We start from the raw sequence: 25,768 nt of genomic DNA on the forward strand, positions 1-25,768 counted from the left end.
TCACTATTTTAACATGGAAATCATTATGGAAAACAAACCAACCGTCGCTGAAGTACAAGAATGGGTACTGAAGCTTTATAATACCTGTGAACAAACCATTACTGACGAAGAACGCCGGGAACAGCATAAATATGCCGTCATGGTGCAACGCCCACAAGACAAACGTTTTCTTGTGAAGATGCTGGACGAATCGTCCCAAATACGCGACCGCAAAAAACTGGCTGCCCGCATCAAAACCTTGATAGACCGTTACGGTATTCCTCAATTTCTGAATAAGCGTGATGCTTTCCTCTTCAAGATGTATCAAGTCTTCGGACATCATTTCGACTTCATCGCTATACCTATTATAAAGAAGCGACTGCGCATGGACACTGCTAAGGTAATCCTCGACGAAGCAAGACCAAAGCTGACTGAACACCTTGCCGAGCGCTCCAAACAAAACATAGGACAGAATGTAAACCTGTTAGGAGAAGTCGTTCTGGGAAATGGAGAAGCCGATCATCGCTATTTCCATTATCTGGAATCTTTGGAAGCACCTGACATCAATTACATTTCCGTCAAAATATCCGGTATCTATGCCCAGACTCATGCGCTGAACTATGAAGAAAGCTTCCCTGAATTAGTACGCCGCATGACCGCTCTCTATCAGAAAGCAATAGATTTTCCTTATGTAGATGACAACGGAATAAAACATGCTAAGTTTGTCAATTTGGACATGGAGGAGTATAAAGACACCCATTTCACGTTACGCCTCTTTAAGACGGTACTTAGCAAACCTGAATTCAAGAATTATTCAGCAGGCATCGTAGTACAAGCCTACTTGCCGGATGCATACGACTTCCAAACGGAGTTACTGGAATTTGCCAAGGCCCGTGTTGCCGATGGTGGCGCACCTCTTAAAATGCGCATCGTAAAAGGCTGCAATCTGGAGATGGAAACCGTCATATCTTCCCTTCGTGGATGGGCCAACCCGATACGTTCCTCAAAGACCGAAGTGGATGCCAACTACCTGCATCTGTTAGAACGCGCCCTATTGCCCGAAAATGCAAAAGCACTCCATCTGGGTGTGGCCTCGCACAATCTCTTCACAATAGCATACGCCTATCTCTTAAGTCAAAAACTAGGTAGTGCAGAGTATATGACATTCGAAATGCTGGAAGGAATGGCAGACCATGTATGGCGGGCACAATCCATACTGGGTAATCATGTCATTCTTTATGCTCCTGTCGTTAAGGACGAGCATTTTCTCAATGCAGTCTCCTATCTGGTGCGCCGCATGGATGAGAATACGGCACCCGACAATTTCCTGACCCACTCCTTCAACCTGAAACCAGACACAGATACCTGGCATTTCTTGGAAAAGCAATTCGAAGATGCTTACTGTATGAAAGACAGTATCTCTCATATTCCTACCCGTACACAGAACAGATTGAAACCTTATCAACCTGTACCGCCGCAAGAAATTATGAAGAACGAACCGGACACCGACTTCGACTTGGCTCAGAATCAGGAATGGGTAAGAAATATTTTCGCCAAATGGAAGAAATCTCCCAATGATACTCCCGAAATTATTCCTTTGCAGATAGGTGCTGAGACCGTGGTATGTGAAAAGCGTTACAAATACATGGACCGTTGCCTAGACGATGAAGTATGCATCTGCGAAATGTCACAAGCCAATAGCGAACAAGTGAAGCAGATAATCGACATCGCCGAGAAAGATCCCGCAGGCTGGCGAAATACAACTCTCGAAGAGCGCCACCGCATCATGTACGAAGCAGCCAACCGTCTCGGCGACTTGCGTGGTGACTTGATAGGTTGTATGTGTGCAGTCACCGGAAAAACCGTAGTCGAAGGCGATGTGGAAGTTTCGGAAGGTATAGACTATGCCCGTTTCTACACTACCTCGATGCAGACTTTTGCTACATTGCCCGATGTAGATATAGCTCCCAAAGGAACTATTCTCGTCATTTCTCCATGGAACTTCCCGTGTGCTATTCCTATCGGCGGTATTGCAGCAGCACTGGCTGGCGGAAACACAGTAATATTGAAACCGGCAACCGTTGCCGCCCCTGTAGCTTGGATGTTTGCCAAAGCATTTTGGGATGCGGGTGTACCGAAAGAAGCCTTGCAAGTAATTATCACCGACCGCAATGCGCTAAACGTGCTGAGTACCGCCCCCGCCATCAAGCATATCATCCTGACCGGTGGAACCGACACAGCCCAGAATATAGCCCACTCCAACCCTGCCACTCCTCTTTCTGCCGAAACAGGCGGTAAGAATGCGATCATCCTTACTGCATCGGGCGACCGCGACCATGCTATCATGAACATCGTAACCTCCGCTTTCAGCAACGCAGGACAGAAGTGTTCCGCTTGCTCCTTGCTATTGGTTGAACGTTCAGTCTACGAAGATAAAAACTTCCAAGATAAATTGAAAGACGCTGCTACCAGTATGAAAATAGGTAGCGTATGGAATTGCGGAAACGTAGTAGGACCGATGATTACCAACAAGAATGAAAAATTGCTTGCTGCCTTTAAACTCGAACCGGGAGAATCATGGCTGGTAGCACCCCGTTTCCTTGACAAAAAGGAGTACATTCTTGCCCCCACTGTAAAATGGGGGGTAAAGCCCGGAAATTATTCATTCCGTACAGAGTTGTTCGGGCCGATGCTTAGTGTAGTCTGCATCGAGAATCTAGCAGAGGGCATCAAGCTGGTTAACAGTCTCGATTATGGTCTGACATCCGGCCTGCAAAGCCTTGACGAAAAAGAGCAGAAAGAATGGAAAGACTCTATTCAGGCTGGAAATCTCTATATCAACCGTGGCATTACGGGAGCTATTGTTAACCGTCAGCCATTCGGTGGCATGAAACTATCAGCTTTTGGTGGTGGCGTAAAGGCAGGAGGTCCTAATTACTGTGCCTGCTTCCTGAAGATCACCGACAAGCCCGGCAGTATTACTGATTATGAGAAGAGTTATGTAGAAGCCTACAAGAAGGAGTTTGCTCGTACCCGAGACATCAACAACCTTTATGGCGAGCAGAATGCTTTCCGTTATTTATCCCTGAAGAATATGGTACTTCGCCTCTTCCCCGGTGATAGCGACGAACAAATCCATATGGTAGCTTTGGCAGCAAAAACTTGTCACACTCCGCTCATTATCAGCTGCGATCCTACTGATGACCGCACGGAAACGCTAGCCTCTACCGGCTGCCAAATTATAAAGGAATCACTCGACGAATTCCTCTCTACAATGAAAGATTACGAACGTATCCGTACTTGTCGTGCCGATATCCCGATGAAGATGTACGAACATGCCGCACACTTTGACAAATATATCGCTACTGCACCACCGGTAAAAGACGGACGTGTAGAACTGATCCACTACATTAAGGAACAAAGTATCTCGTTCGAGTATCATCGCTATGGTAGTATATCGGAAGTACCACCGGTAGAATAATGTATACTAAATCCCCAATATGCCTATAACTATTAGGATTACAATCCAAAATTTTACAGGTATATTGGGGAAACTTTCTTTAAGCTAACAAATTGCTTACTTTATTAAAAGAGGCTTCAATTATCTTCTTCACTCCTTGCAGGCAATGGCAATGATACGGTAAACTCACTGTACTTTCCTTCTTTGCTCTCTACACTGACATAGCCACCATGCGCTCTCGCCACATTCATCACGTAGTTAAGTCCCAATCCAAAACCGGAAATCTTCTTTGCATTTCCGCCCGATTTAGATACTACCCGCTCAAACTTATCGAATACCGTTCGCTGTGCGGCAAGAGGGATACCTATACCATTGTCCTTCACTTTGATTTGGGTAAAACGATTATAAAGGCTAGATGTAATTTCTATATTCACCGTATCTTTCGAATACTTTATAGCATTTTCTATCAAGTTACTTAATGCCTCTTTCAGATATTCTCCGTCAGCATATACGGCATCTTCCTGCAAATTAACCTGAAAGGTTATGGGCTTTTCGGCTTTGGCAGTGAAAGTATTCACCAATTCATCAATCATAGGACGAAGATGGATCAAATCCAAGTCCAACAACAATTGTCCATGTTCTAGCTTGGAGATGGTCAACACTTTATTGGTAAGAGCCAACAAGTGCTGCGACTCTGTATCGAGTATCTCGAAATATTTCTCACGTTTGTCGGGATTATCGTCTACTTTACCGCTACGAAGAACTTTGAGCCCCATCAAGATGGAACTGATAGGATTCTTCATGTCGTGGATCATTGCATAAGAGAAATCCTCTCGTATTCGTGCCAGTTCATCCTGCCGATGGATAATATCCACCTGTTTGCGAATACAAAATAGTAATACGCCCAAAGCTAATATTGTCCCAAAGAAATTGTAGAGCAATTTACCGACAAATTCGGCACGGAAGTTCAAGATACGGGCACGAACACCTTGCGTATTATTAATAGGGCATGCAAAAGTATAATGATTATCAAGTAACTTCTGATAATCGGAAAAATACCGCAAGTCTTGTTTCAAAGCCACCGAATCACTCACTAGAGATACAGTATCCAACCGGAACTTAATACGCAGCAACCCTACTTCATCCAATTCACTACGGAAAAGATCAGAAAGCACCTTCGTGCTATCAGCTTCATACGTATCTGTAGCGTGGCAGTAAGCTTCATGTATGTTTCGCATCACTTGTTGCTTGTTCATCTTGAAGTTACGCCCTATCCAGTTGCCCATCATAAACAGGACGACGGCGGTCGCTGTAACTGTAAGAAGTATATAATATGATTTTTTCATCAAGCACACGGTATTTTGGGCAAATATAAGCAATCTTTTCCTTCCGTCTTAACATAAAGATAACATTCTGATAACCTTCTACCTTTCAATACTTCCCTATCTTTGCAGCATACAAATCAATAGAATAACTTAATAGAAACAAAAATATGGATACGGAAAACATTAGTCACCCCGATGGTGTAGAAGTAAAATTATCAGCAAAATCAATTAACATCAGAGGATTGATATACTTCTTTATCTTATTAATAGCAGGCACTTGCTTGTTTGTCTATGTATGGGACGAGTTTTCTTCCTATAATATAGGATATAGAATGGGCACCATCGGCAAACAGTTCAAAGACGGAGGATTCATCTTATTTTTACTACTACTTGCCCTTGTTTATATGTTAATTCAGACTGGTGTTCTTTATTGGTTCAGCGGAAAGAATAGAAAATCACTGCGTTGGCAAGGCAGTTTAACTGGAGTCGGATTCTATCTGACTTGCCCTATTACTTTGAAATATTACCGGGTTGCCTTATTATTACCTGGCATATTACTAGGATTATTACCTACCATTCACGGTTTTTGCACAGGAAATGCAATCGTATTTTATATGGGAATGTTTGGCTTATTGACTGCCTCTGCTGATACTTATTTCTGGTACAAACTCCGTCCTTTCGATGAAGAAGACCTGTTATTGGCAAATAATAGCTTCTACGATGTTACTATCATTAAACGTAACTACAGAAAGAACAATTAACGGCGGTATAAGTCATTTGTCAGACACTGGTGTTCCGCTTGTCAGACACTGGCGTGTATCGCGACAAAGGCTGGTGTTTATCGTGACAAACACTGGTGCCTGACAAGCGGAACACCAGTGTTTGACAAATGGGATAAAATCAGTTGATACTATATCTTATCTCCAAACGCCAAATCTCCCGCATCACCCAATCCGGGTACAATGTATGAGTGCTCGTTCATATCAGGATCAATAGCTGCACACCACAAAGTCACCTCATCATCAGGAAAGAGCTTCGCCAAGTGATCTACTCCCTGCTGGCTAGCAATAACACAAGCTATTTGCAGCTTGGCAGGTATACCTTTCGTCAGAAAGCCTCGCCAAGCAAGTTCCATACTCTCGCCGGTGGCAAGCATCGGATCGACCAACATTAAAGTCTTATTAGTCAGATCGGGAGTCGCGATATACTCAATATGCACATCTACCACACGGCACTCTTTATCTTTATAATAACGATATGCAGAAACAAAAGCATTTCCGGCACGATCGAATACATTCAGGAAACCGGTATGCAAAGGCAATCCGGCACGGAAAACAGTAGCAATCACTACATCATTATCGGATGTACTAACCGGTGCGATCCCCAAAGGGGTCTGTACCTGCTTCACGGAGTAAGTCAGTTCCTTACTCATCTCATACGCCATTATCTCTCCGATACGCTCAATATTCCGACGGAATCGCATACGGTCGCCCTGGACTGCTACATCACGAATCTCCGCTACGTACTGGTTCAAGACAGAATTAGTCTCAGCAAAATTGACAATCTTCATTGTTTATTATCAAGTTAATATGTTTTAGTTATTGCTCATTTATGAAAAGCGAATACAAAGGAAGCGATTTCCTTTAAATTTGCAACGTTCAGTTTGCAGATATTGTTACCTTTTTATAAAAGATTTCCCATTAAAGAAAAATTTCTGTAATGAAGTTCGTCTTTCAAAAGAAAGTATTACTTTTGTAGGCGAAAAACAAGGGGCCTACTAAAAGGCAGTGAAAAAAGAGAATTCTTAATACTGATTTTCCCCCTTACGAAAGGTAAAAAGAGATAAGAAAAGAGATTATAAACCAAATACCAATTTAAAAATCTTAAAAGAAATGGCAAATTTAGATTTAAGCAAGTACGGTATCAAAGACGTAAAGGAAATCATCCACAACCCGTCTTATGATGTATTGTTCGCTGAAGAGACCAAACCGTGTCTGGAAGGCTTCGAAAAAGGTCAAGTAACTGAACTGGGTGCTGTAAACGTAATGACAGGTGTTTACACAGGTCGTTCTCCTAAAGATAAATTTTTCGTAATGAATGAAGCCAGCAAGGATTCTGTATGGTGGACTTCTGAAGAATACAAAAACGACAACAAACCTTGTACTGAAGAAGCTTGGAATGACTTGAAAGCTAAAGCTGTTAAGGAATTGAGCGGCAAACGTTTGTTCGTTGTTGATACTTTCTGTGGTGCTAACGAGGCTACTCGCATGAAAGTTCGTTTCATTGTAGAGGTTGCTTGGCAAGCTCATTTCGTAACTAACATGTTCATCCGCCCGACTGCTGAAGAACTTGCTGCTTACGGAGAACCTGATTTCGTATGTTTCAACGCTTCTAAAGCAAAAGTTGACAACTACAAAGAACTGGGTCTGAACTCTGAAACTGCTACAGTATTTAACCTGAAGACTAAAGAACAAGTTATCTTGAATACTTGGTACGGTGGTGAAATGAAGAAAGGTATGTTCTCTATCATGAACTACATGAACCCTCTTCGTGGTATCGCTTCTATGCACTGCTCTGCTAACACTAACATGGAAGGCACTGACTCTGCTATCTTCTTCGGTCTGTCTGGTACAGGTAAGACTACTTTGTCTACTGACCCGAAACGTAAGTTGATCGGTGATGACGAACACGGATGGGATGACGAAGGTGTATTCAACTACGAAGGTGGTTGCTATGCTAAGACTATCAACTTGGATAAAGAAAGCGAACCGGATATCTACGCTGCTATCAAACGTGACGCTCTGTTAGAGAACGTAATCGTTGACGCTGCTGGTAAGATTGACTTCGCAGATAAGAGCGCAACTGAAAACACTCGTGTTTCTTATCCTATCTATCACATTGACAATATCGTTAAGCCTATCTCTAAAGGTCCTCACGCTCACCAAGTAATCTTCTTGTCAGCTGATGCCTTTGGTGTATTGCCTCCGGTATCTATCCTGAACCCAGAACAAGCTCAGTATTACTTCCTGTCTGGTTTCACTGCTAAGTTGGCTGGAACAGAACGTGGTATCACTGAACCGACTCCTACATTCTCTGCTTGCTTCGGTGCTGCTTTCTTGAGCTTGCATCCTACTAAATATGCAGAAGAATTGGTTAAGAAGATGCAGAAGGTTGGTGCTAAGGCATACTTGGTTAACACTGGTTGGAATGGTAGCGGCAAGCGTATCTCTATCAAAGATACTCGTGGTATCATCGACGCTATCCTTGACGGTTCTATCGACAAGGCTCCTACTAAGGTTATTCCTTTCTTCGATTTCGTTGTTCCGACTGCATTGCCGGGTGTTGATCCGAAGATCCTTGATCCTCGTGACACTTACGAATGTGCTTGTCAATGGGAAGAAAAAGCAAAAGACTTGGCTGGCCGTTTCATCAAGAACTTCTCTAAGTTCACTGGAACTGAAGCTGGTAAAGCTTTGGTTGCTGCTGGTCCGAAATTATAATTTGCATAAAACCAGTTATACATGTAAGAAGGTGCCTCTTTCGAGAGGCACCTTCTTCTTTTTCTGAAGTCAGCAAAAGCATTGCAAAATATCACAATTGCAGATAAACTCAACAACAGGATTATATAATGAGAATGTATACCTCAATAATCCGAAAGTTTTATTAGATTTGCAGAAACCATAACCCAATAAAGCAATATGAAAAGTATCAAACTGATGTTAGTAGGCGCCAGCCTGTTATTGTGCTGTGGATGCGGCACACAAGTACAAAAAGAGAGTACAGCTACCGATGTAAATGGAAGTAAAGAAAATGCTGTGATAGAAAACATAATGTCACGACGTAGCATCCGCAAATATAAACCACAAGCTGTCAATCGTGATACAATGCAAATTATCCTTGATTGTGGCATCAATGCTCCAAACGGACAAAACAAACAGTCCTGGGAAATACGTGTAGTAGATAATCCGGAGTTCATCAACGGCATTACTGAGGTATATAAGAAGGAGAATCCGGATGCTACGAAAGATCCGAACTTCAAAAATATGTTCCGCAATGCTTCTACCGTAATATTTATAGCCAACGACCTATCGTATGACTTATCGCAAATTGATTGTGGATTGTTGGGTGAGAATATGATTCTTTCCGCATGGTCTATGGGCATCGGTTCCTGTTGTCTCGGTGGGCCTACCCGATTTATGATGTCTTCTCCCGGTGCTGCCGAATACTTGAAGAGGCTGGATATTCCAGAAGGTTATCAGCTGCTTTACTGCATCGCTTTCGGATATCCTGATGAAACACCGGATGCAAAACCTAGAAATGCCGCAAAAATCAGGTTCATAGATTAATTATAAGGAATAGCAATAAAAAAGGAGTGCCTCGCTTTTGCAAGGCACTCCTTTTTTATAATATATGCAAAAAATCAATTCTTATTCGCACGCTTACGCTCTGTTTCATCCAGAATAACTTTGCGCATACGCATAGACTTCGGCGTAACTTCTACATACTCGTCTTCCTTAATGTACTCCAATGCTTCTTCCAAAGAGAATTGTACGGGAGGAATCAAACGAGCTTTATCGTCGGAACCGGAAGCACGCATATTGGTCAACTTCTTAGACTTGGTAACATTCACCACAAGATCATTATCGTGAGAGTGTTCACCTACTACTTGTCCGGCATAAACTTCTTCTTGCGGGAAGACAAAGAATTTACCACGATCCTGCAATTTATCAATAGCGTAAGCAAAAGCTGTACCCGACTCCATAGCAATAATAGAACCATTGGTACGACGCTCTATCTCACCTTTAAAAGGTTGGTATTCTTTGAAGCGGTGTGCCATGATAGCTTCACCGGCAGATGCAGTCAGTACATTGGTACGCAGACCGATAATACCACGTGACGGCATATCGAATTCGAGGTTTACACGTTCGCCTGCACTTTCCATCTTCACCATTTCACCCTTACGACGAGTTACCATATCAATCATTTTGCTGGCATATTCTTCGGGAACATTAATGGTAAGCTCTTCAATAGGCTCATTTTTTACACCATCAATTTCCTTGAAAATAACCTGCGGCTGGCCAACCTGCAACTCGTAACCTTCGCGGCGCATAGTCTCGATCAATACCGACAAGTGGAGTACACCACGGCCCGAAACAACCCATTTACCATCTTCTTCACTCTTACGTACACGTAGGGCAAGGTTTTTATCCAATTCCTTCATCAGACGGTCATGGATGTGGCGAGAAGTAACGAACTTACCTTCTTTACCATAAAAAGGAGAATCATTGATAGTAAACAACATGCTCATAGTCGGTTCGTCGATAGCGATAGGTGGCAATGCTTCCGGATTTTCAAAATCACAGATAGTGTCACCAATCTCAAATCCATCGATACCTACCAACGCACATATATCGCCTGAAGATACTTCGGACACTTTCACACGTCCCATACCTTCGAATGTATGCAATTCCTTAATCTTAGAGCGGACCATTTTGCCGTCACGCTTAGCCAAAGATACATTCATGCCTTCTCTGAGCGTACCACGATGTACACGACCTACGGCAATACGACCGGTATATGAAGAATAATCTAATGAAGTTATTAGCATTTGCGGAGTACCTTCCAACTGCGTAGGAGCAGGGATATTTTCTATAATGCAATCCAGCAATGAGTAGATGTTATCGGTAGGCTTTTGCCAGTCAGTACTCATCCAGTTGTTCTTGGCCGAACCGTATACCACGGGGAAGTCCAATTGATCTTCGGTAGCTTCCAGGCTGAACATCAAGTCGAACACCATTTCATAAACTTCTTCGGGACGGCAGTTAGGTTTATCTACCTTGTTTACTACAACGATGGGCTTCAAACCAATCTGCAAAGCTTTCTGCAACACGAAACGGGTTTGCGGCATAGGACCTTCAAAAGCATCTACCAATAAGATACATCCGTCTGCCATATTCAACACACGTTCTACTTCACCACCGAAGTCACTGTGACCCGGAGTATCAATAATATTAATCTTGGTATCTTTATAAGAAATTGAAACGTTCTTTGAAAGAATCGTTATTCCTCGTTCACGTTCCAAATCGTTGTTATCCAGCATTAATTCACCTGTGCTTTGGTTCTCACGGAACAGATTTCCGGCCAAAAGCATCTTGTCTACGAGCGTCGTTTTCCCATGGTCAACATGGGCGATAATTGCAATGTTTCTAATATTTTGCATATAATACCTATTATTTGGCGGCAAAGGTACGAATTTTGCATTAAATATATAGTATAGAGAAGAAAAAAAGCTGTATATCATTGCGATATAAAAGATAATCCCTATCTTTGCAACCCCAAAAGGGAATATTTATAACAACTTTTTAATTAAACATTATGTATTTAGACGCTGCTAAAAAGCAAGAAATCTTCGGCAAACACGGGAAGTCTAACTCTGATACTGGATCAGCTGAGTCTCAGATAGCTTTGTTTTCCTACCGTATTGCCCATCTGACTGAGCACCTTAAGCTCAACAGAAAGGATTATAGTACTGAAAGAGCTTTGACTATGTTAGTAGGTAAACGCCGTGCGTTGCTTACTTACTTGAAAGACCGCGATATCAACAGATACCGTGCTATCGTCAAAGAACTTGGCTTGCGTAAGTAATATACTTGCGGCAAAAGCATTAAAAAGCGGGGAGTTTTCTTTCGAAAACTTCCCGCTTTTTTTGTGCAGCAAAAACCTGATTAGACTTACATTTGTAGATTAATCCCGTATAATACGTGTTCTTTTAACGGATGGTCATCAGGCACTGAAGGATGCGGAAATTCCTTCACTTTCTGCATACCTATCTTCTGCATCACTCGTTCGGAGCGCTTATTGGGTAAAGAAGTAAAAGAATAGATTGTAGTAAACGGAAGATGTTCACTGGCATACTTCAGACAAGCCCCGGCAGCTTCGGTAGCATATCCGCGGTTCCAATACTCTTGCTTCAACCTCCAGCCTATTTCAACACCCGGAGCAAAATCCACATCGAAGGCGATATTATGGAATCCGGTATATCCGATAAAGGCATGGTCTTCTTTTCGCTCAACGGCATATAGACCATAGCCACATTGAGCAAACTCGTTTATAATTCTATTATAGAAATCCAAAGACTCTGCATCAGTCAGCTTTTTCAGAAAGAACTCCATGACTAATGGATCTTGATTCATCTCCGAAAATGGTTTTAAGTCTTCTTCTTCCCAATCACGCAATAGCAGGCGGGGAGTTTCAATGTATATCATACAGGGATTATTTTATTAGGTAAAGCTTCATTCCTGTACAAAAATACGTAAATAAGACTAATACTCAAAACACAATTTTTATCTTTGTAAAATCCCTCAAAAAGCCCAAGCAAATCAACATACAAAATCTAAAACAGAAATACAATCCCACCTATGAGGAACAAAACCACAACCGGCAACAAAACTGCAGAAACCATACAGACCTATGACTTGTCTGCACAAAGCTATCAGGATAAATTCATGCTGATGGACTTATACGACGACACTTATGACCGGTTCTGCGAATTAGTGAAAGGATCTGCTCCTTCTATTCTGGAAATAGGCACAGGTCCCGGAAATGTAACCAAATATCTGCTATCCCGACGCCCTGACTTCAAAGTTTCCGGAATAGACCTGGCACCCCAAATGATAGAATTGGCAAGGCAAAATAATCCCCAAGGAGAATTTGACGTAATGGACTGTCGGGAAATTCACAAGATAGGACGGAAGTTCAAAGGCATCATGTGTGCATTCTGTTTACCTTATCTTTCTAAAGAAGACAGCAGGGAACTTATATCAAATATCTCACAACTTTTAGAACCGGGAGGTGTTTTATATATCAGTACAATGGAGGATGATTACGCTAAGTCAGGATATGAGACAACCAGCTTCAGCGGAATAAACAGAGTATATGTATATTATCATCAAGAGAATTTTATTGCCGGATGCCTGGAAGAATCCGGATTCAAAATAGTAGATTTGCAAAAGAAAAGGTATCCGGAACAAGACGGAAGCTTCTTAACGGATATGATTTTCATTGCCCAAAAGAAATAAGATTAAGGGACGTGCCTACGGATTTGAAATAAAAACCTAAACATGTGAATAATGAAAACAAGTAAACTGATTCTGTTGGGGCTGATCTGCATGATCGCAATAGTGCCGGCTACCGCCCAAAGCCGGAATGAGAAGAAAGCACAAATTGAACGTGCCGTAAAGGAAGCCATTGACTCCCAAACGTACAAGATCAACGTGGACCGTATGCAGCCCATGAGAGGGGGAAGCCGCACGCTGACCACTAACTACTCCCTACAAGTCAGGAATGATTCTGTCTATTCTTACCTGCCCTACTTCGGCGTAGCTTACAATGTACCTTACGGCGGTGGCAAAGGTCTCGTATTCAGCGAACCAATAACCGGGTACAAAACCAAAGAACTCAAAAAAGGTAAAACGCAGATAGATTTTAAGACCCGTAGCGAAGGAGACAATTATGAGTACAGCCTGACAATCTATCCCAACGGTTCGACTACCATACACGTGCAGGCATCCAATAGGCAATCCATCTCTTATACCGGAGATATGGAAGTTGAGAGATAGAGCTGCACCTTACTTTTTGAATTCGCGTAGAAGCCAAATCTACTAAACCGCTGGTATGATACAAGAAATAATCAATAGTTATCTTTTCTACATTAGAAACTCATATTAAGCAAGACTTATACTTCCCACGGGGAGTTTTGTGTATTTCCCACCAGTTATGAACTAAATAATAAATTATCACCTTCGTTCCAATGAGGAAAAAGTTGAAAATAGTGCAAATACGTTACATTCCAAACAGTCATGCTTATCCTTGTTTTTTTCGATACCGAGGAAGGGCTTGTTCCTCGGTGTCGAGCAAGGGGTTCCTCGGTGCCGAACCCTCCCTTTCTCGGTGTCGGAGAAATACCCTATTCAGAAGATACTCTGACGAAAGATGGTTCATAAGAAAGAGAACTTGATTTAATTTAAACATTATCTCTTTGATTTCTCAAATACAGAAATAAACTGAATTTCCATTTTGCTCATAATCACACTAAAATAAGTTTATTTTAGTGTGGTTGCCCCGAAAAAGAATTAGGAAAAACGATTGTCAGGGTAATGTCAGACAAATGTCAGGAAGTTATCAGGTACTTGTTTCCCGCTCTTTCCAGTGAAGCCGATACCTTCGTATCCTGAAATTAAACAACTACCGAAACATGAAACAGTTTATATGTATTCTTACACTACTTTTAGCCGGTATCAACCCGACAAAAGCACAGAATAGCCCAGTACAGTCCCCTAACAACCCGGTAACATCCTCCATCCGTGGCAAAGTCCTGACAGAAGAGAAACAACCTTTAGAGTTTGCCAACATCACCCTCTTGTCGCCGGATTCCACTTTTATACAAGGCACATGCAGCCACAGCGACGGGAGTTTTGAAATCGTTCCTCCTGACAGTGAAGGGTATCTGCTTCAAATTTCATCCATCGGCTACAAAACTCTTTGCCGCCCTTGCAAGACCGGAGGCACCGGACTATATATACTTGAAACCGACGCCGTAATGCTTGCCGAAACCGTAGTGACCGCCGCACGCCCCATCTTCAAGCTGAAAGGTGGCAAACTGGAAACGAATATACAGCAGACTCTGCTTTCCTCCCTGAACAACGCCAACGATGTACTGAAACACATTCCCGGACTGCACTCCACCGAAGAGGGATACACCGTCTTCGGTAAAGGTACTCCCATCATATATATAGACAACCGTCTCTTGCAGAACCCTTCCGAATTGGAACGCCTCTCTGCCACCGACATCGACAAAGTGGAGCTTATCACCAATCCGGAAGCAGAGTACGACGCTACCATAAAAGCCGTAGTACGCATCCGCACCCTGCGGGGTAAAGGAGATGGATTCGGCGGGAACATCCGTGCAGGAATCACACAACGCAGACGCACCAACCATAACGAACAAATCAATCTGAACTACCAAATGACTGGTGCCCCAGCTTCTCCATTGATTTCCCACTTGGCAAGACTCAAGCCAACCTCAGCTATACAGTAAAAAGCAATCGTCCCAACTTCTTCCAACTGCGTAGCACCCTAAGCTATAATAACCGTTTCATCTACGAAGGCGGCAATCCACTGCTTACACCCGAAACTAATCATGACGTACAATTCACCATCCTTTACCGATGGGTGCAATTCAGCCTCAACTACCAGTATCGTCGCAATGCCATTGCCTTCATGACCAAAGAGTACGACAAGAATCCTGACGTGGTTATTTTCACCACAGGAAACTTCAAGCGCATGCGATTTTTACTACAAAGACACGAATACGATGGAATTTAATATCACAATGACACTATATAAGTTTTTTTGCCAACACACACTTTCAAAGAAACACCTCTTCCGGAACATTGTCTGAATAAAGAGAGAATAACAATGCGTTCTTTTTGCATATCTTCTCACTTTTCCAAGCCATTTATGCAGAAAAGGGTTACTACTTACGAGTGATATGGTTACTACTTATAGGTGATATGGTTACTACATACGGGTAAAAGACTTACTACTTACGGGTAACACTCCTATAAGTGTCACCTTTCACTCCTATAAAAGTACTTTTTGAGAAGGATTTTATTCTAACAGAGATGTAAGCATTTCGATATTACAGTCAGAATCTAACACTTACCGATTTTCGTTTGCGTATTTTTGTTGTAGCAGGCATCTATACGGAAACTCATCATTCTAAGCGTTATAGAAATACAAAGTGTCAAAATGAAGATAGCTTATACCCCACCTTCGGAATAGTCAGCAATTCAAGTTGCTTGTCTTCGGATAAGTATTTTCTGAGTTTAGCTATGTAGTTGTTCAGGCTTTGTTCGCTACCGGGAGTTCCTTCCCATAGCTCCTGTTCTATTTGCTGGCGAGTCACTACAGTAGCTAAATTCAGCGCCAACAGTTTAAGTAGTTTGCACTCAAAAGCACTAAGTTTTTTCACTGCTTCATTCCCCTTCATCAGCAGACTTTCCTCGGCACACAGATGAAACATACCAATTTCAATTCCTTTCGGATGAAACGAATCTGCAAACCTGTTAATATATGCCAGCAACTCTGCAATCTCGAAAGGTTTCTTCAGATAAGTGACTGCTCCTACCTCCAGCGCCTTGACCACACTTGCAGCCTCCACATGCGATGAAACGAACAAAACAGGAGTTTCCGGTGCAATCAGCCTCAGTTCCGGAACAGCATCAATACCGTTCTTGGTACCAATCTCCACATCAAGCACCATGATGTCCGGTTGCCACTCTTTCACTACCTCCTTGATACCTGCCAAGGAAGTCTGATAATGCGTTTCGTAGTCCGCAGCCTCCAATGCCAAGGTGATGATGTTCCCCAATGCCACATCATCGTCCACAAACAATACTTTAATTTTATTCATAATCGGTTCTTCATTCAGACAAGGGGAATAGTGAATGTAAATATACTGCCTTTCTCTTTGGCACTTTCCACTTTGATCTTTCCCTTGTGTTCGTCTATAATATATTTCGATTGAGCAAGACCTATGCCATAGCCTTTACAAATTCGCTCCTCGCCTCTGGGTACTTGATAGAACTGACGAAACAGTTTTTGCTGATATTTTGGAGCAATGCCCCAGCCATTGTCTTGTACGGATACTCGCAGCATACTATTCACAATGGACAAAGTAACCTTCACCTTTACCCCATCATCGGAATACTTCAAAGCATTTTCCATTAGGTTTCTGATAACATTTTCGATGTACAGCCCATCGGCAATAACTTTTACCCCTACAGGTAATTCATCCACTATTTCAATAGTATGTGGCTTGGCACGATAAAGTGCATCCATACTATGTTTCACCATCTCCGTCAAGTGCAAGATATCAATTTCTTCCTTCTTCAGTATCAACCTTTTTCTGTCCTTCCGCACAGTTACCAATAGCGATTCAATATTACATACTAAATGCCTTACCTCTGCCCTACTAATCTCCACCGCTTTCTTCTTGGGCAAATTAGTTTCATCCGATTGCAACCACCCCAAAGTAGCCAAAACACTGTTGAGAGGAGCTTTCAAATCATGTATAGTACCGTTAATGCTATCTTCGCGCTTATGAAGCAAAGCATCTTTTCGTCGTATAGTAATCAACTGATAAGATAAGCAAAGTATCACAAGCAACATTAGCCATACTGATGAAATTAATATCCAAACTTGTTGTCCAACAAAAGGAACTATTGGAATATTCACCTCAATCCGCAAACACTGCAAGCCTTTTGTCCCTATTCGAAAATCTGCGGAAGTAAAATTCGGCTTCTTATCACCCAAATCACCTGTAGTCTCCACCAACTCTTTATTCTCATTATAAAGAAGAACGCGATGTCGGCAATCGACATCAACAGTTTTAACGAATATACTATCGAGAACTTTCAGATGTAAAGAAAAACCATCTTTCAACAGTTCGTCTTGTCCCACTTGCATTATCAAATCAGATGCAGTAGTTCCTATCCCCTTCTTTCTTGCAGCATCAATATTGTATATGTATCCATTACCTATCGGTGACAAACGCTGCAGGCTGTCTCTTTCCTGAGGAGACATATCATCTATTGATTTTATATATAGATATTGGTGTTCTCTAGTTTTCTTCCCCTCCCTTTCCAGCGAGCGTAAATGCATCTCTTTATCTATAGCCACATGCAGTGCATCATTAATCCTGATTATATTTTCATCAAAATATTGATTATACAAACTTATCACGTAAATCGTTTGTAGAAAGACTGTTGCAAATGCGGCAATGATGGCTATATAATAATATTTCTTCATTTTCATAATCAGGATAGCACTGCAAAGATAATCAATCCAGCAGAGAATAATTACAAAAAGATTATATTTTCATTATAAATGCGCTCGAAATAAAGCGTTTCCTTTGCAACATCAAACAAAAAGATGTATATGAATACTACAAAAACAGAAAAGCTATCAGAAGAAGAGATGTCACAAATAAAAGGCGGCGGTAGATGGGTATTAGTCGAAGGGACATGGCATTGGATCGAAACTTTCGACTTAGGAGAAGAAGAGCACGAATAAAAGGCACACATCTCCACACATACCTAAAATTGATTATTCATTCAGGCAAAACGCGCGTTAGTCTGACCAGATAATGCAGAACTCCGACTGTACAAATTGTGAGAGCGTATACCGAAAAGCTTAAGAGTAGGTAAATTAATAACAAAAAGTAAAATGGAAAACAAAAATGTTTTTGAAAAAGAAGATCAATTGTCTTCAGAAATGGACGAATTATTGGGTGGTATTAAAGTTACGTTTAAGAAGACCAATGCAGATGGCAGCAGCTACGAGATTACAGTCGAAATTTAAATTACATACTCGACAGAGATTTTAGCCTAAATATTTTCCTATCTGCTGCTAAGCGGCAGATAGGAAAATTTAAATAAATTAATATGAGAGTGAAACTATTTTTTTTGCTTATTGCAATAAGCATGCATGCATCTCTTAATGCACAAATCAGCAATAATACTTTAAAAGGCATTGTCACAGACACGAATAATACCCCTATAGCTTATGCTACAATTACGTTACTTGACAAGCAAGACTCCATTATTTCAGGAGGAGTTACCGGAACAGAAGGAGATTATGCATTTAAAGTTCCTCCCGGAACATATACACTACGAGTTTCAGCTATAGGATATTCTACCTACAATAAAAACATAGAAATTAATTCTTCACAGATATATCCCCAAATCAAATTAAATGAAGGGATAAATTTGGATCAAATTGTCATTACTGCCAGTAAACCTTTAATAACTTCCGAAAAAGGAAATATTGTGTGTAATGTAGCAAATTCTCAGTTATCTCGCTTGCCTTCAGGAATGGATGTATTGGCATTCGTTCCGGGAATACATATCTCTGGTAATAATATTATGGTAATCGGCAAGGGAAAACCTCTGATTCTAATTAATGGAAAAGAGGTCAAACAAGAAAGCGAAATAGCAAACCTACGCCCTGAAATGATAAAGAAAATCACAGTAGATAGAAATCCATCCGCCCAATACAATGCTGAATATCAAAGCATCATACATATCCTAACCAAGAATGATATGGCAGACCACCTTACTGCACAAGTCATACAAGGTTCGGCTTTCAATAAGAACTACAACCACAGCGAAACCATGAATCTCATTTATAATTCTGAGAAGATTAAAAAACATTTATCGTACAAGTTCAAAGATAGCCGTAATACAGATATAGCTGAATCGTTCCAAAACTTGGTGTATGGAGGGGATTTCCAAAATAACTCCTATAAAAGCAGGATGAAAGAAAATATTAAATCTCATAACCTGACATTCGGTTCCAATATTGCTACGAGAAAAAAAGACAACCTTGACATCCAGTATTTTCTTGATTATGATGTACAAAAAGGAAAAGTCAACGGCACGGAAAATATCAAAGATAATCTTCAAAATATAGAATTTGATGTTAAACGCATAGGTCAAACAAGAAGCTATAGTCATACTGCAAATATAAGTTACAATATGTACATAGACGACAATAGTTCTCTAAACTTTTATGGTGATTATACTTATAAACATAACAACTCATTAGAAGATGTGAACTCTATCTTCGATACCAGCAATATTAAATATACAAATTTAAAGAATTGGTCAAGATTCAATGTTACCGTTATTAGAGCAGAATATCAAAAACAAATAAATAAATACGCTTTTTCTTCCGGATTGCGTTATTCATCTATAGACAGCCAAGCAAAATCGGACATTCAAAACAGCAGTGACCGTTCTGATATGAGAGAAGAAAATATTGCCGCCTATGGCGTGTTTTCTACCCATTTTTCAAAATTCACCTTAGAGGCGGGAGCTAGACTAGAACTCAATAAAGGAAAGTATTTCAATAACAATATCCCCATATATGATAAACCTAAATACATGTTCAACATATTTCCCTCATTGACTGTCAACTATGACAAGGATGAGAACCTGCAACTTAACCTCAATTATACAAGCAAGGTTAAGAGACCGGGATTTTATGAACTGGACCCAACAGTAAATTATTTAAGTTCTGTACTTTATGAGCACGGTACCCCATCACTGAAACCCACATTGAACCATACTATCGAAGTTAATGGAACTGCATGGAAAAAGCTAAGTATCAGTATCGGATATGTATTAACGAAAAACCTAGTCGCTTACGTTATGGAACCTAATAAAGATAACATTTTATACAACAGTCCTACAAATATCCATAAAGCCCAATCCATATATCTCAATGCAACTTATAACTTATCAATAGGTCGATTCAATTCAAATATAGTAGCTGACCTAAAGAAAACATTCATCAAATTCAATTATAGAGATCAAGAAATATCGAATGACAAGCCTCAAATTCAACTGGTTAGTATAAACACATATCTGGTTAATCCTACAACATTCCTCTTTTGTAATTTTATGGGGAGCAATAAATACAGTTATATAAACACTGTATTTTCACCAACATACTCTTTGACAGCAGGTGTCAACCTTAGATTATTGAATGGAAAAATCGACTTAATGATATTCGGTAATGATATACTGCATAAAGCCAATGGGAAAACTAATTCAAAGTATGGCTATGTCGAAAATGGGCAAATAGCGAACTTAGATAGTAGAATGTTTGGAATGACAGTCAAATTCAACTTTAATAACTTCAAAGGCAAATTCAAAAAAAGTACTAGTAACCAAACAGAAATAGAAAGAATTTCACGATGAAAAAGTTTCCAATCTGTATTCAACACGACTCAATGGATTGTGGCGTTGCTTGTATAAAGATGATTTCATCTTATTATGGGCAACAACTACCTTTAAGCTATTTAAAAGATATCTGTACTCCTTCACGAGAAGGAGTATCATTATCAAAAATTTCGGCAACGTTAGAAGAAATTGGTTTCTCAACAATCGGGGGAAGACTTTCATTAGAACGATTGACTGAGAAAGCGCCTTTGCCGTGTATACTCTATTGGAATCAAGAGCATTATGTGATACTGTATAAAATAAAGAAAAAAAAGAAAGACACATTCTTTTATATCGCAGATCCCGGCATTGGATGTTTAAAATATAATCAAGAGGATTTTACCGCTAATTGGTATGCAACCAATACAACCAATTGTGATAAAGGGATTGCCCTTATTATTGAGAAAAAAGCTAACTTCAAATCTATAGCTACAAAAGAGAAAGACAAAGGAGTTGACTTTAAAATATTATGGCCCTACTTCCTGAAGTATAAGAAATACTTCTGCCAACTTTTCATAGGGTTAATTATTGGGAGCATAGTCCAACTTTTTTTCCCTTTCCTAACCAAATCCATAGTCGATGTCGGTATAGAAGAAAAAAATCTGAATTTCATTACTATTGTATTAATTGCTCAATTGGCTTTGTTAATCGGCAAGATGTGTGCCGGTTTTATAGAAAACTGGATTCTATTGCATATAGGAACCAGAGTAAACATTTCTATGCTTTCAGACTTTTTATCAAAGTTAATGAAGTTACCAATAAGTTTCTTTGACTCAAAACTCACCGGAGACATACTACAACGCTTTGAAGACCATAAGCGGGTCGAATCATTTGTTACAAATCAATTGCTAACCATTTCGTATGCGTTTATGAATATTCTTATATTCGATGGAGTACTCTATTGGTTCAATATTAGTATATTCATAATTTTCGCTACCGGTAGTTTTGCGTATATATGCTGGTTGCTGGTTTTTATGCGTAAAAGGAAAATACTGGATTACCAGATGTTCGAACAAAGAGCTATTAATGACAATAAAACCTACCAACTCATCCAAGGGATGCAAGAAATAAAATTACAAGGATGTGCTCAGAGAATGAGATGGGAGTGGGAAGACATACAAGCAAAATTATTTGAAATCAACATAGCTAATTTAAAGCTGAAACAAGCTCAACGAACCGGAAGTGTCTTCATTAATGAAGTGAAGGACATTCTAATTTCCTTCATCGCGGCATATGCTGTAATAAACTCCAATTTGACTTTGGGAGTAATGCTGGCTATACAATATATTATAGGGCAATTGAATCTTCCTATTGAACAAATAGCTCAATTCATTTACAATGTACAAGACACCAGAATTAGCATGGCAAGAATAGCTGATATTAAACAAAAAAAAGATGAGAATACAGATCGAAAAGAGGTAACTGTTACGGGGTCAAAAAACATTTCAATTAAAAATGTTTCTTTTAGATATAATGGAAGCAATCAAGACGTTTTAAAGAATATCAATATAGATATCCCACAAAAAAGCAGTATTGCCATAGTTGGTGCAAGTGGCAGTGGCAAAACGACTTTAATAAAACTACTTTTGCAATACTACAAAGCTAAAAATGGATATATAAAGATTGGAAATCAAAATATAGATGAAATAAATACCGAGACTTGGCGACAACATTGTGGAGTTGTCATGCAAGATGGATATATTTTTTCGGATACCATTGCAAAAAACATAGCAACATCTGACGACAATATAGATGAAAGCAAACTTATCTATGCTATACAAGTCGCTAACCTTGAAGATTTCATCAACAGCCTTCCCTTAAAACTGAACACTATAATAGGAATTGAAGGCCGAGGATTAAGTCAAGGTCAGAAGCAACGGATATTAATTGCCCGCGCTGTATATAAAATGCCACAGTATCTATTCTTGGATGAAGCAACAAATGCATTAGATGCAACTAACGAAAAAATAATAACCAATAACCTTGATAAATTTATTAAAGAACGTACAGTAGTAATTGTAGCACACAGATTAAGTACGGTAATGAATGCAGATAGAATATTGGTATTACATAATGGTGAAATCATTGAAAGTGGAAAACATAACGAATTAGTAAAGTTGAAAGGTTACTATTATAATCTAATCAGAAATCAATTAGAATTAGGAAACTGATATGGAGAAGGTGGAGATAAAGAGTGAAAAGGTAAGAACTTTAATGGGTAAAATACCACCTATAATTATTAGGATGGGCAATATTTGTATCCTTGGAATCATTATTATTTTATTCATTTCAAGCTGTATAATCAAGATGCCAACAACGGTATCAGCTGACGCCATAGCCAGAAACAAACAAGGTTATATGAAAATTTATATCCAGTCTATTTCCGAAGTAATAGAAACGCCAATCCACAAAGGATGTATTGTAAAAATCTATAATCAAAATAGATTATTAACAAAAGGCTTTTTATCAGATGAAATAAATACTATCGTAATAACAGAAAATGGCCAAAAGCTTGAAAAAGAAATATTAGTAGATGAAGAATCAACCAACAGGAAGATCAATATAAAATCTCTAGGAGAATGCCATCTGAAAGCAACTATAGAAATAAAGAAAGAATCTCTCATAGAAAGAATTATAGGAATACATTCCTTCACTGACTAAGCACATCTTTGTTTTATACATCAAAACCAAACTTTTCTCTTCAGATTGTTGCACTTAGTGAAAGTTTATCTTATTTTTGCGACTTAACAACTATAAATCATAACCTTTAGACTGAAAATACTTTCATTATGGATACAAGTAAGATTGTAGGAGAAAAGATTAAGGCGCTCCGCGAGAGCCAATCTATTGGCATAGAAGAATTGGCACAACGTTCGGGACTTGCCATCGAGCAGATCGAACGCATAGAAAATAACATTGACCTGCCATCGCTGGCACCGCTTATCAAGATTGCGCGTGTGCTTGGTGTACGTCTCGGTACTTTCCTGGACGATCAGGATGAAACCGGTCCGGTAGTATGCCGCAAATCGGAAGCTCAAGACAGCATCAGCTTCTCCAACAATGCTATCCAAAGCCGTAAACACATGGAATATCATTCTCTCTCCAAGTCTAAAGCAGATCGCCACATGGAGCCATTCATCATTGATGTTGCGCCTACCCAAGACAGTGATTTCGTGCTTTCATCACACGAAGGAGAAGAATTCATCATGGTTATGGAAGGCATCATGGAAATCAGCTATGGCAAAAGCTCTTATCTGCTCGAAGAAGGAGATAGTATTTATTATGACTCTATTGTCCCACATCACGTACATGCTTACGAAGGACAAGCGGCAAAAATACTTGCAGTAATTTATACACCAATTTAATAAATGAAGAACGAAAATGAAGAATGAAGAATTACCATGCGGCACAACATCGCTACTGATATTCTTCATTTTTCATTTTCGCTCATCCTTAATTCTTAATTCTTAATTCTTCATTTAAATGTTATACGAAAGAACGCTCGGCCAATGGTTGGAGCACTGGGCAGAAACTACGCCCGATAAAGAATATATCGTTTATTCTGATCGCAATCTGCGCTTCACTTGGAGCCAATTCAACCGTCGGGTAGACGATATGGCAAAAGGTCTCATCGCCATTGGTGTGGAACGGGGAACACACGTCGGCATTTGGGCTGCAAATGTACCGGACTGGTTGACGTTGCTATATGCTTGCGCCAAGATAGGAGCCGTATATGTAACTGTAAACACAAACTACAAACAGGCGGAACTTGAATATCTGTGTGAGAACTCTGATATGCACACTCTTTGTATCGTCAATGGCGAAAAGGATAGTGATTTTGTACAGATGACCTACAACATGCTTCCCGAACTTAAAACCTGCCAACGCGGACATCTGAAAAGTGAACGTTTCCCGTATATGAAAAATGTGATCTATGTGGGGCAGGAGAAACATCGGGGCATGTATAATACCACCGAAATACTACTGCTGGGCGATAATGTAAAAGACAGCCGCCTGGACGAACTCAAGAGCCAAGTCGATTGCCACGATGTAGTCAACATGCAATATACTTCCGGTACTACCGGTTTCCCGAAAGGTGTTATGCTGACTCATTACAACATAGCCAATAACGGTTACCTGACCGGTGAACACATGAAGTTTACCGCCGACGACAAGCTATGCGTCTGTGTACCCTTGTTTCACTGCTTCGGCGTAGTGCTTGCTACAATGAACTGCCTGACACATGGTTGTACGGAAGTAATAGTAGAACGTTTCAACCCGCTAGTGGTACTTGCATCTATTCACAAAGAACGTTGCACGGCACTCTACGGAGTACCTACGATGTTCATTGCCGAATTGAATCATCCTATGTTCGATATGTTCGATATGTCTAGCCTGCGCACAGGCATCATGGCAGGTTCCCTCTGTCCGGTAGAGCTGATGAAAAAGGTGGAAGAAAAGATGTTTATGAAGGTTACCAGCGTCTACGGACTGACAGAAGCTTCGCCCGGAATGACCGCCACCCGTATTGAAGACCCGTTTGATGCTCGTTGCAATACAGTGGGGTATGATTTTGAACACACGGAAGTCAGAGTAATCGATCCTGAAACCGGCGAAGAATGTCCTATCGGCATGCAAGGTGAAATGTGTAATCGTGGATATAATACAATGAAAGGGTATTATAAGAATCCGCAAGCAACTGCCGAAGTTATTGATAAAAACAATTTCCTGCATTCCGGAGACTTAGGAGTAAAAGATGAAGATGGCAACTATCGCATTACAGGACGTATAAAAGATATGATTATCCGTGGCGGTGAAAACATTTATCCCCGTGAAATAGAAGAATTCCTTTACCAACTGACTGGAGTAAAAGATGTACAAGTAGCCGGTATTCCCTCGAAGAAGTACGGAGAAGAAGTCGGCGCATTCATCATCCTGCATGAAGGTGTAGATATACACGAGTCCGATGTACGCGACTTCTGCACGGGTAAAATATCACGTTATAAAATACCTAAATACATCTTCTTTGTAGAAGAATTCCCAATGACCGGAAGCGGTAAGATACAAAAGTTCAGATTGAAAGACCTGGGATTGCAGATTTGCAAAGAACAGGGAATAGATATTATATAAGAAGTTCTCTCACCCCTCGGTCCCTTTCA

The 25,768-nt window shown here is 40.3% G+C and carries 22 protein-coding genes; 16 read left to right on the forward strand and 6 right to left on the reverse strand.

Annotation, left to right across the window (positions count from 1 at the left end):
• Nucleotides 1-25 precede the first annotated feature (25 nt).
• On the forward strand, nucleotides 26-3,460 hold the full coding sequence (locus Q1W14_RS08195) for a bifunctional proline dehydrogenase/L-glutamate gamma-semialdehyde dehydrogenase (RefSeq protein WP_300700579.1): 3,435 nt from the start codon (nucleotides 26-28) through the stop codon (nucleotides 3,458-3,460).
• Between the two features lie 116 nt (nucleotides 3,461-3,576).
• Here the strand turns inward: Q1W14_RS08195 and Q1W14_RS08200 are convergent, their stop codons facing one another.
• The gene (locus Q1W14_RS08200; protein WP_300700582.1) at nucleotides 3,577-4,785 is read right to left on the reverse strand and encodes a HAMP domain-containing sensor histidine kinase; all 1,209 of its coding nucleotides are present in this window, start codon (nucleotides 4,783-4,785) and stop codon (nucleotides 3,577-3,579) included.
• A gap of 146 nt (nucleotides 4,786-4,931) precedes the next feature.
• Here Q1W14_RS08200 and Q1W14_RS08205 point away from each other — a divergent pair, with 146 nt between their 5' ends.
• A complete protein-coding gene (locus Q1W14_RS08205; RefSeq protein ID WP_300700585.1) occupies nucleotides 4,932-5,525 on the forward strand; it encodes a hypothetical protein in 594 nt (197 codons plus the stop codon).
• Between the two features lie 149 nt (nucleotides 5,526-5,674).
• Here Q1W14_RS08205 and upp read toward each other — a convergent pair whose 3' ends face one another.
• Nucleotides 5,675-6,334 carry a uracil phosphoribosyltransferase gene (upp, locus tag Q1W14_RS08210; RefSeq protein WP_300700588.1) on the reverse strand — a complete coding sequence of 220 codons (660 nt, stop codon included), beginning with the start codon at nucleotides 6,332-6,334 and terminating at the stop codon, nucleotides 5,675-5,677.
• Between the two features lie 322 nt (nucleotides 6,335-6,656).
• On the opposite strand from upp, the gene pckA reads away from it, so the two are divergent.
• The gene (gene pckA / locus Q1W14_RS08215; RefSeq protein ID WP_300700590.1) at nucleotides 6,657-8,264 is read left to right on the forward strand and encodes a phosphoenolpyruvate carboxykinase (ATP); all 1,608 of its coding nucleotides are present in this window, start codon (nucleotides 6,657-6,659) and stop codon (nucleotides 8,262-8,264) included.
• 198 nt (nucleotides 8,265-8,462) lie between these two features.
• The gene (locus tag Q1W14_RS08220; protein ID WP_300700592.1) at nucleotides 8,463-9,110 is read left to right on the forward strand and encodes a nitroreductase family protein; all 648 of its coding nucleotides are present in this window, start codon (nucleotides 8,463-8,465) and stop codon (nucleotides 9,108-9,110) included.
• Nucleotides 9,111-9,184: 74 nt separating this feature from the next.
• Here the strand turns inward: Q1W14_RS08220 and typA are convergent, their stop codons facing one another.
• Entirely contained in the window at nucleotides 9,185-10,984 is a 1,800-nt protein-coding gene (gene typA / locus Q1W14_RS08225; RefSeq protein WP_300700595.1) for a translational GTPase TypA, read from the reverse strand.
• Between the two features lie 155 nt (nucleotides 10,985-11,139).
• On the opposite strand from typA, the gene rpsO reads away from it, so the two are divergent.
• Complete coding sequence (gene rpsO / locus Q1W14_RS08230; RefSeq protein ID WP_300700596.1) at nucleotides 11,140-11,409, forward strand: 30S ribosomal protein S15; 270 nt, start codon at nucleotides 11,140-11,142, stop codon at nucleotides 11,407-11,409.
• 86 nt (nucleotides 11,410-11,495) lie between these two features.
• On the opposite strand, the gene Q1W14_RS08235 is transcribed toward rpsO, so the two are convergent.
• Complete coding sequence (locus Q1W14_RS08235) at nucleotides 11,496-12,029, reverse strand: GNAT family N-acetyltransferase (protein ID WP_300700599.1); 534 nt, start codon at nucleotides 12,027-12,029, stop codon at nucleotides 11,496-11,498.
• A gap of 153 nt (nucleotides 12,030-12,182) precedes the next feature.
• Here Q1W14_RS08235 and Q1W14_RS08240 point away from each other — a divergent pair, with 153 nt between their 5' ends.
• The 4 genes from Q1W14_RS08240 (at nucleotide 12,183) to Q1W14_RS08255 (ending at nucleotide 15,147) form a co-directional block, all read left to right on the forward strand.
• On the forward strand, nucleotides 12,183-12,842 hold the full coding sequence (locus Q1W14_RS08240; protein WP_300700601.1) for a trans-aconitate 2-methyltransferase: 660 nt from the start codon (nucleotides 12,183-12,185) through the stop codon (nucleotides 12,840-12,842).
• A 51-nt stretch (nucleotides 12,843-12,893) separates the two neighbouring features.
• Nucleotides 12,894-13,382 (forward strand): DUF4251 domain-containing protein, encoded by a 489-nt coding sequence (locus tag Q1W14_RS08245; RefSeq protein WP_300700602.1) that lies wholly within the window; start codon nucleotides 12,894-12,896, stop codon nucleotides 13,380-13,382.
• 635 nt (nucleotides 13,383-14,017) lie between these two features.
• Complete coding sequence (locus tag Q1W14_RS08250; RefSeq protein WP_300700603.1) at nucleotides 14,018-14,860, forward strand: carboxypeptidase-like regulatory domain-containing protein; 843 nt, start codon at nucleotides 14,018-14,020, stop codon at nucleotides 14,858-14,860.
• Nucleotides 14,812-15,147, forward strand: a complete 336-nt coding sequence (locus Q1W14_RS08255; RefSeq protein WP_300700673.1) for an outer membrane beta-barrel protein — start codon at nucleotides 14,812-14,814, stop codon at nucleotides 15,145-15,147. The genes Q1W14_RS08250 and Q1W14_RS08255 overlap by 49 nt, the downstream gene beginning before the upstream one ends.
• Nucleotides 15,148-15,568: 421 nt before the next feature.
• On the opposite strand, the gene Q1W14_RS08260 is transcribed toward Q1W14_RS08255, so the two are convergent.
• Both Q1W14_RS08260 and Q1W14_RS08265 read right to left on the reverse strand, forming a co-directional pair.
• Entirely contained in the window at nucleotides 15,569-16,237 is a 669-nt protein-coding gene (locus Q1W14_RS08260) for a response regulator transcription factor (protein WP_300700605.1), read from the reverse strand.
• A 14-nt stretch (nucleotides 16,238-16,251) separates the two neighbouring features.
• Complete coding sequence (locus Q1W14_RS08265) at nucleotides 16,252-17,634, reverse strand: HAMP domain-containing sensor histidine kinase (protein ID WP_300700607.1); 1,383 nt, start codon at nucleotides 17,632-17,634, stop codon at nucleotides 16,252-16,254.
• A gap of 129 nt (nucleotides 17,635-17,763) precedes the next feature.
• On the opposite strand from Q1W14_RS08265, the gene Q1W14_RS08270 reads away from it, so the two are divergent.
• The 7 genes from Q1W14_RS08270 to Q1W14_RS08300 all read left to right on the forward strand — a co-directional run bounded on the left by Q1W14_RS08270 (nucleotide 17,764) and on the right by Q1W14_RS08300 (nucleotide 25,739).
• The gene (locus Q1W14_RS08270) at nucleotides 17,764-17,898 is read left to right on the forward strand and encodes a bacteriocin (RefSeq protein WP_300700610.1); all 135 of its coding nucleotides are present in this window, start codon (nucleotides 17,764-17,766) and stop codon (nucleotides 17,896-17,898) included.
• A 153-nt stretch (nucleotides 17,899-18,051) separates the two neighbouring features.
• Nucleotides 18,052-18,186 carry a hypothetical protein gene (locus Q1W14_RS08275; RefSeq protein ID WP_300700612.1) on the forward strand — a complete coding sequence of 45 codons (135 nt, stop codon included), beginning with the start codon at nucleotides 18,052-18,054 and terminating at the stop codon, nucleotides 18,184-18,186.
• A gap of 83 nt (nucleotides 18,187-18,269) precedes the next feature.
• Entirely contained in the window at nucleotides 18,270-20,588 is a 2,319-nt protein-coding gene (locus Q1W14_RS08280; protein ID WP_300700615.1) for an outer membrane beta-barrel family protein, read from the forward strand.
• The gene (locus Q1W14_RS08285; protein ID WP_300700617.1) at nucleotides 20,585-22,780 is read left to right on the forward strand and encodes a peptidase domain-containing ABC transporter; all 2,196 of its coding nucleotides are present in this window, start codon (nucleotides 20,585-20,587) and stop codon (nucleotides 22,778-22,780) included. The genes Q1W14_RS08280 and Q1W14_RS08285 overlap by 4 nt, the downstream gene beginning before the upstream one ends.
• Nucleotide 22,781: 1 nt before the next feature.
• On the forward strand, nucleotides 22,782-23,270 hold the full coding sequence (locus Q1W14_RS08290) for a hypothetical protein (RefSeq protein WP_300700618.1): 489 nt from the start codon (nucleotides 22,782-22,784) through the stop codon (nucleotides 23,268-23,270).
• Between the two features lie 128 nt (nucleotides 23,271-23,398).
• Nucleotides 23,399-23,974, forward strand: coding sequence for an XRE family transcriptional regulator (locus Q1W14_RS08295; RefSeq protein ID WP_300700619.1), 576 nt, complete (start codon nucleotides 23,399-23,401; stop codon nucleotides 23,972-23,974).
• A gap of 118 nt (nucleotides 23,975-24,092) precedes the next feature.
• Entirely contained in the window at nucleotides 24,093-25,739 is a 1,647-nt protein-coding gene (locus Q1W14_RS08300; protein ID WP_300700621.1) for an AMP-binding protein, read from the forward strand.
• Nucleotides 25,740-25,768: the final 29 nt, after the last annotated feature.

This window comes from Bacteroides sp., assembly GCF_030151085.1.
Taxonomy (GTDB): domain Bacteria; phylum Bacteroidota; class Bacteroidia; order Bacteroidales; family Bacteroidaceae; genus Bacteroides.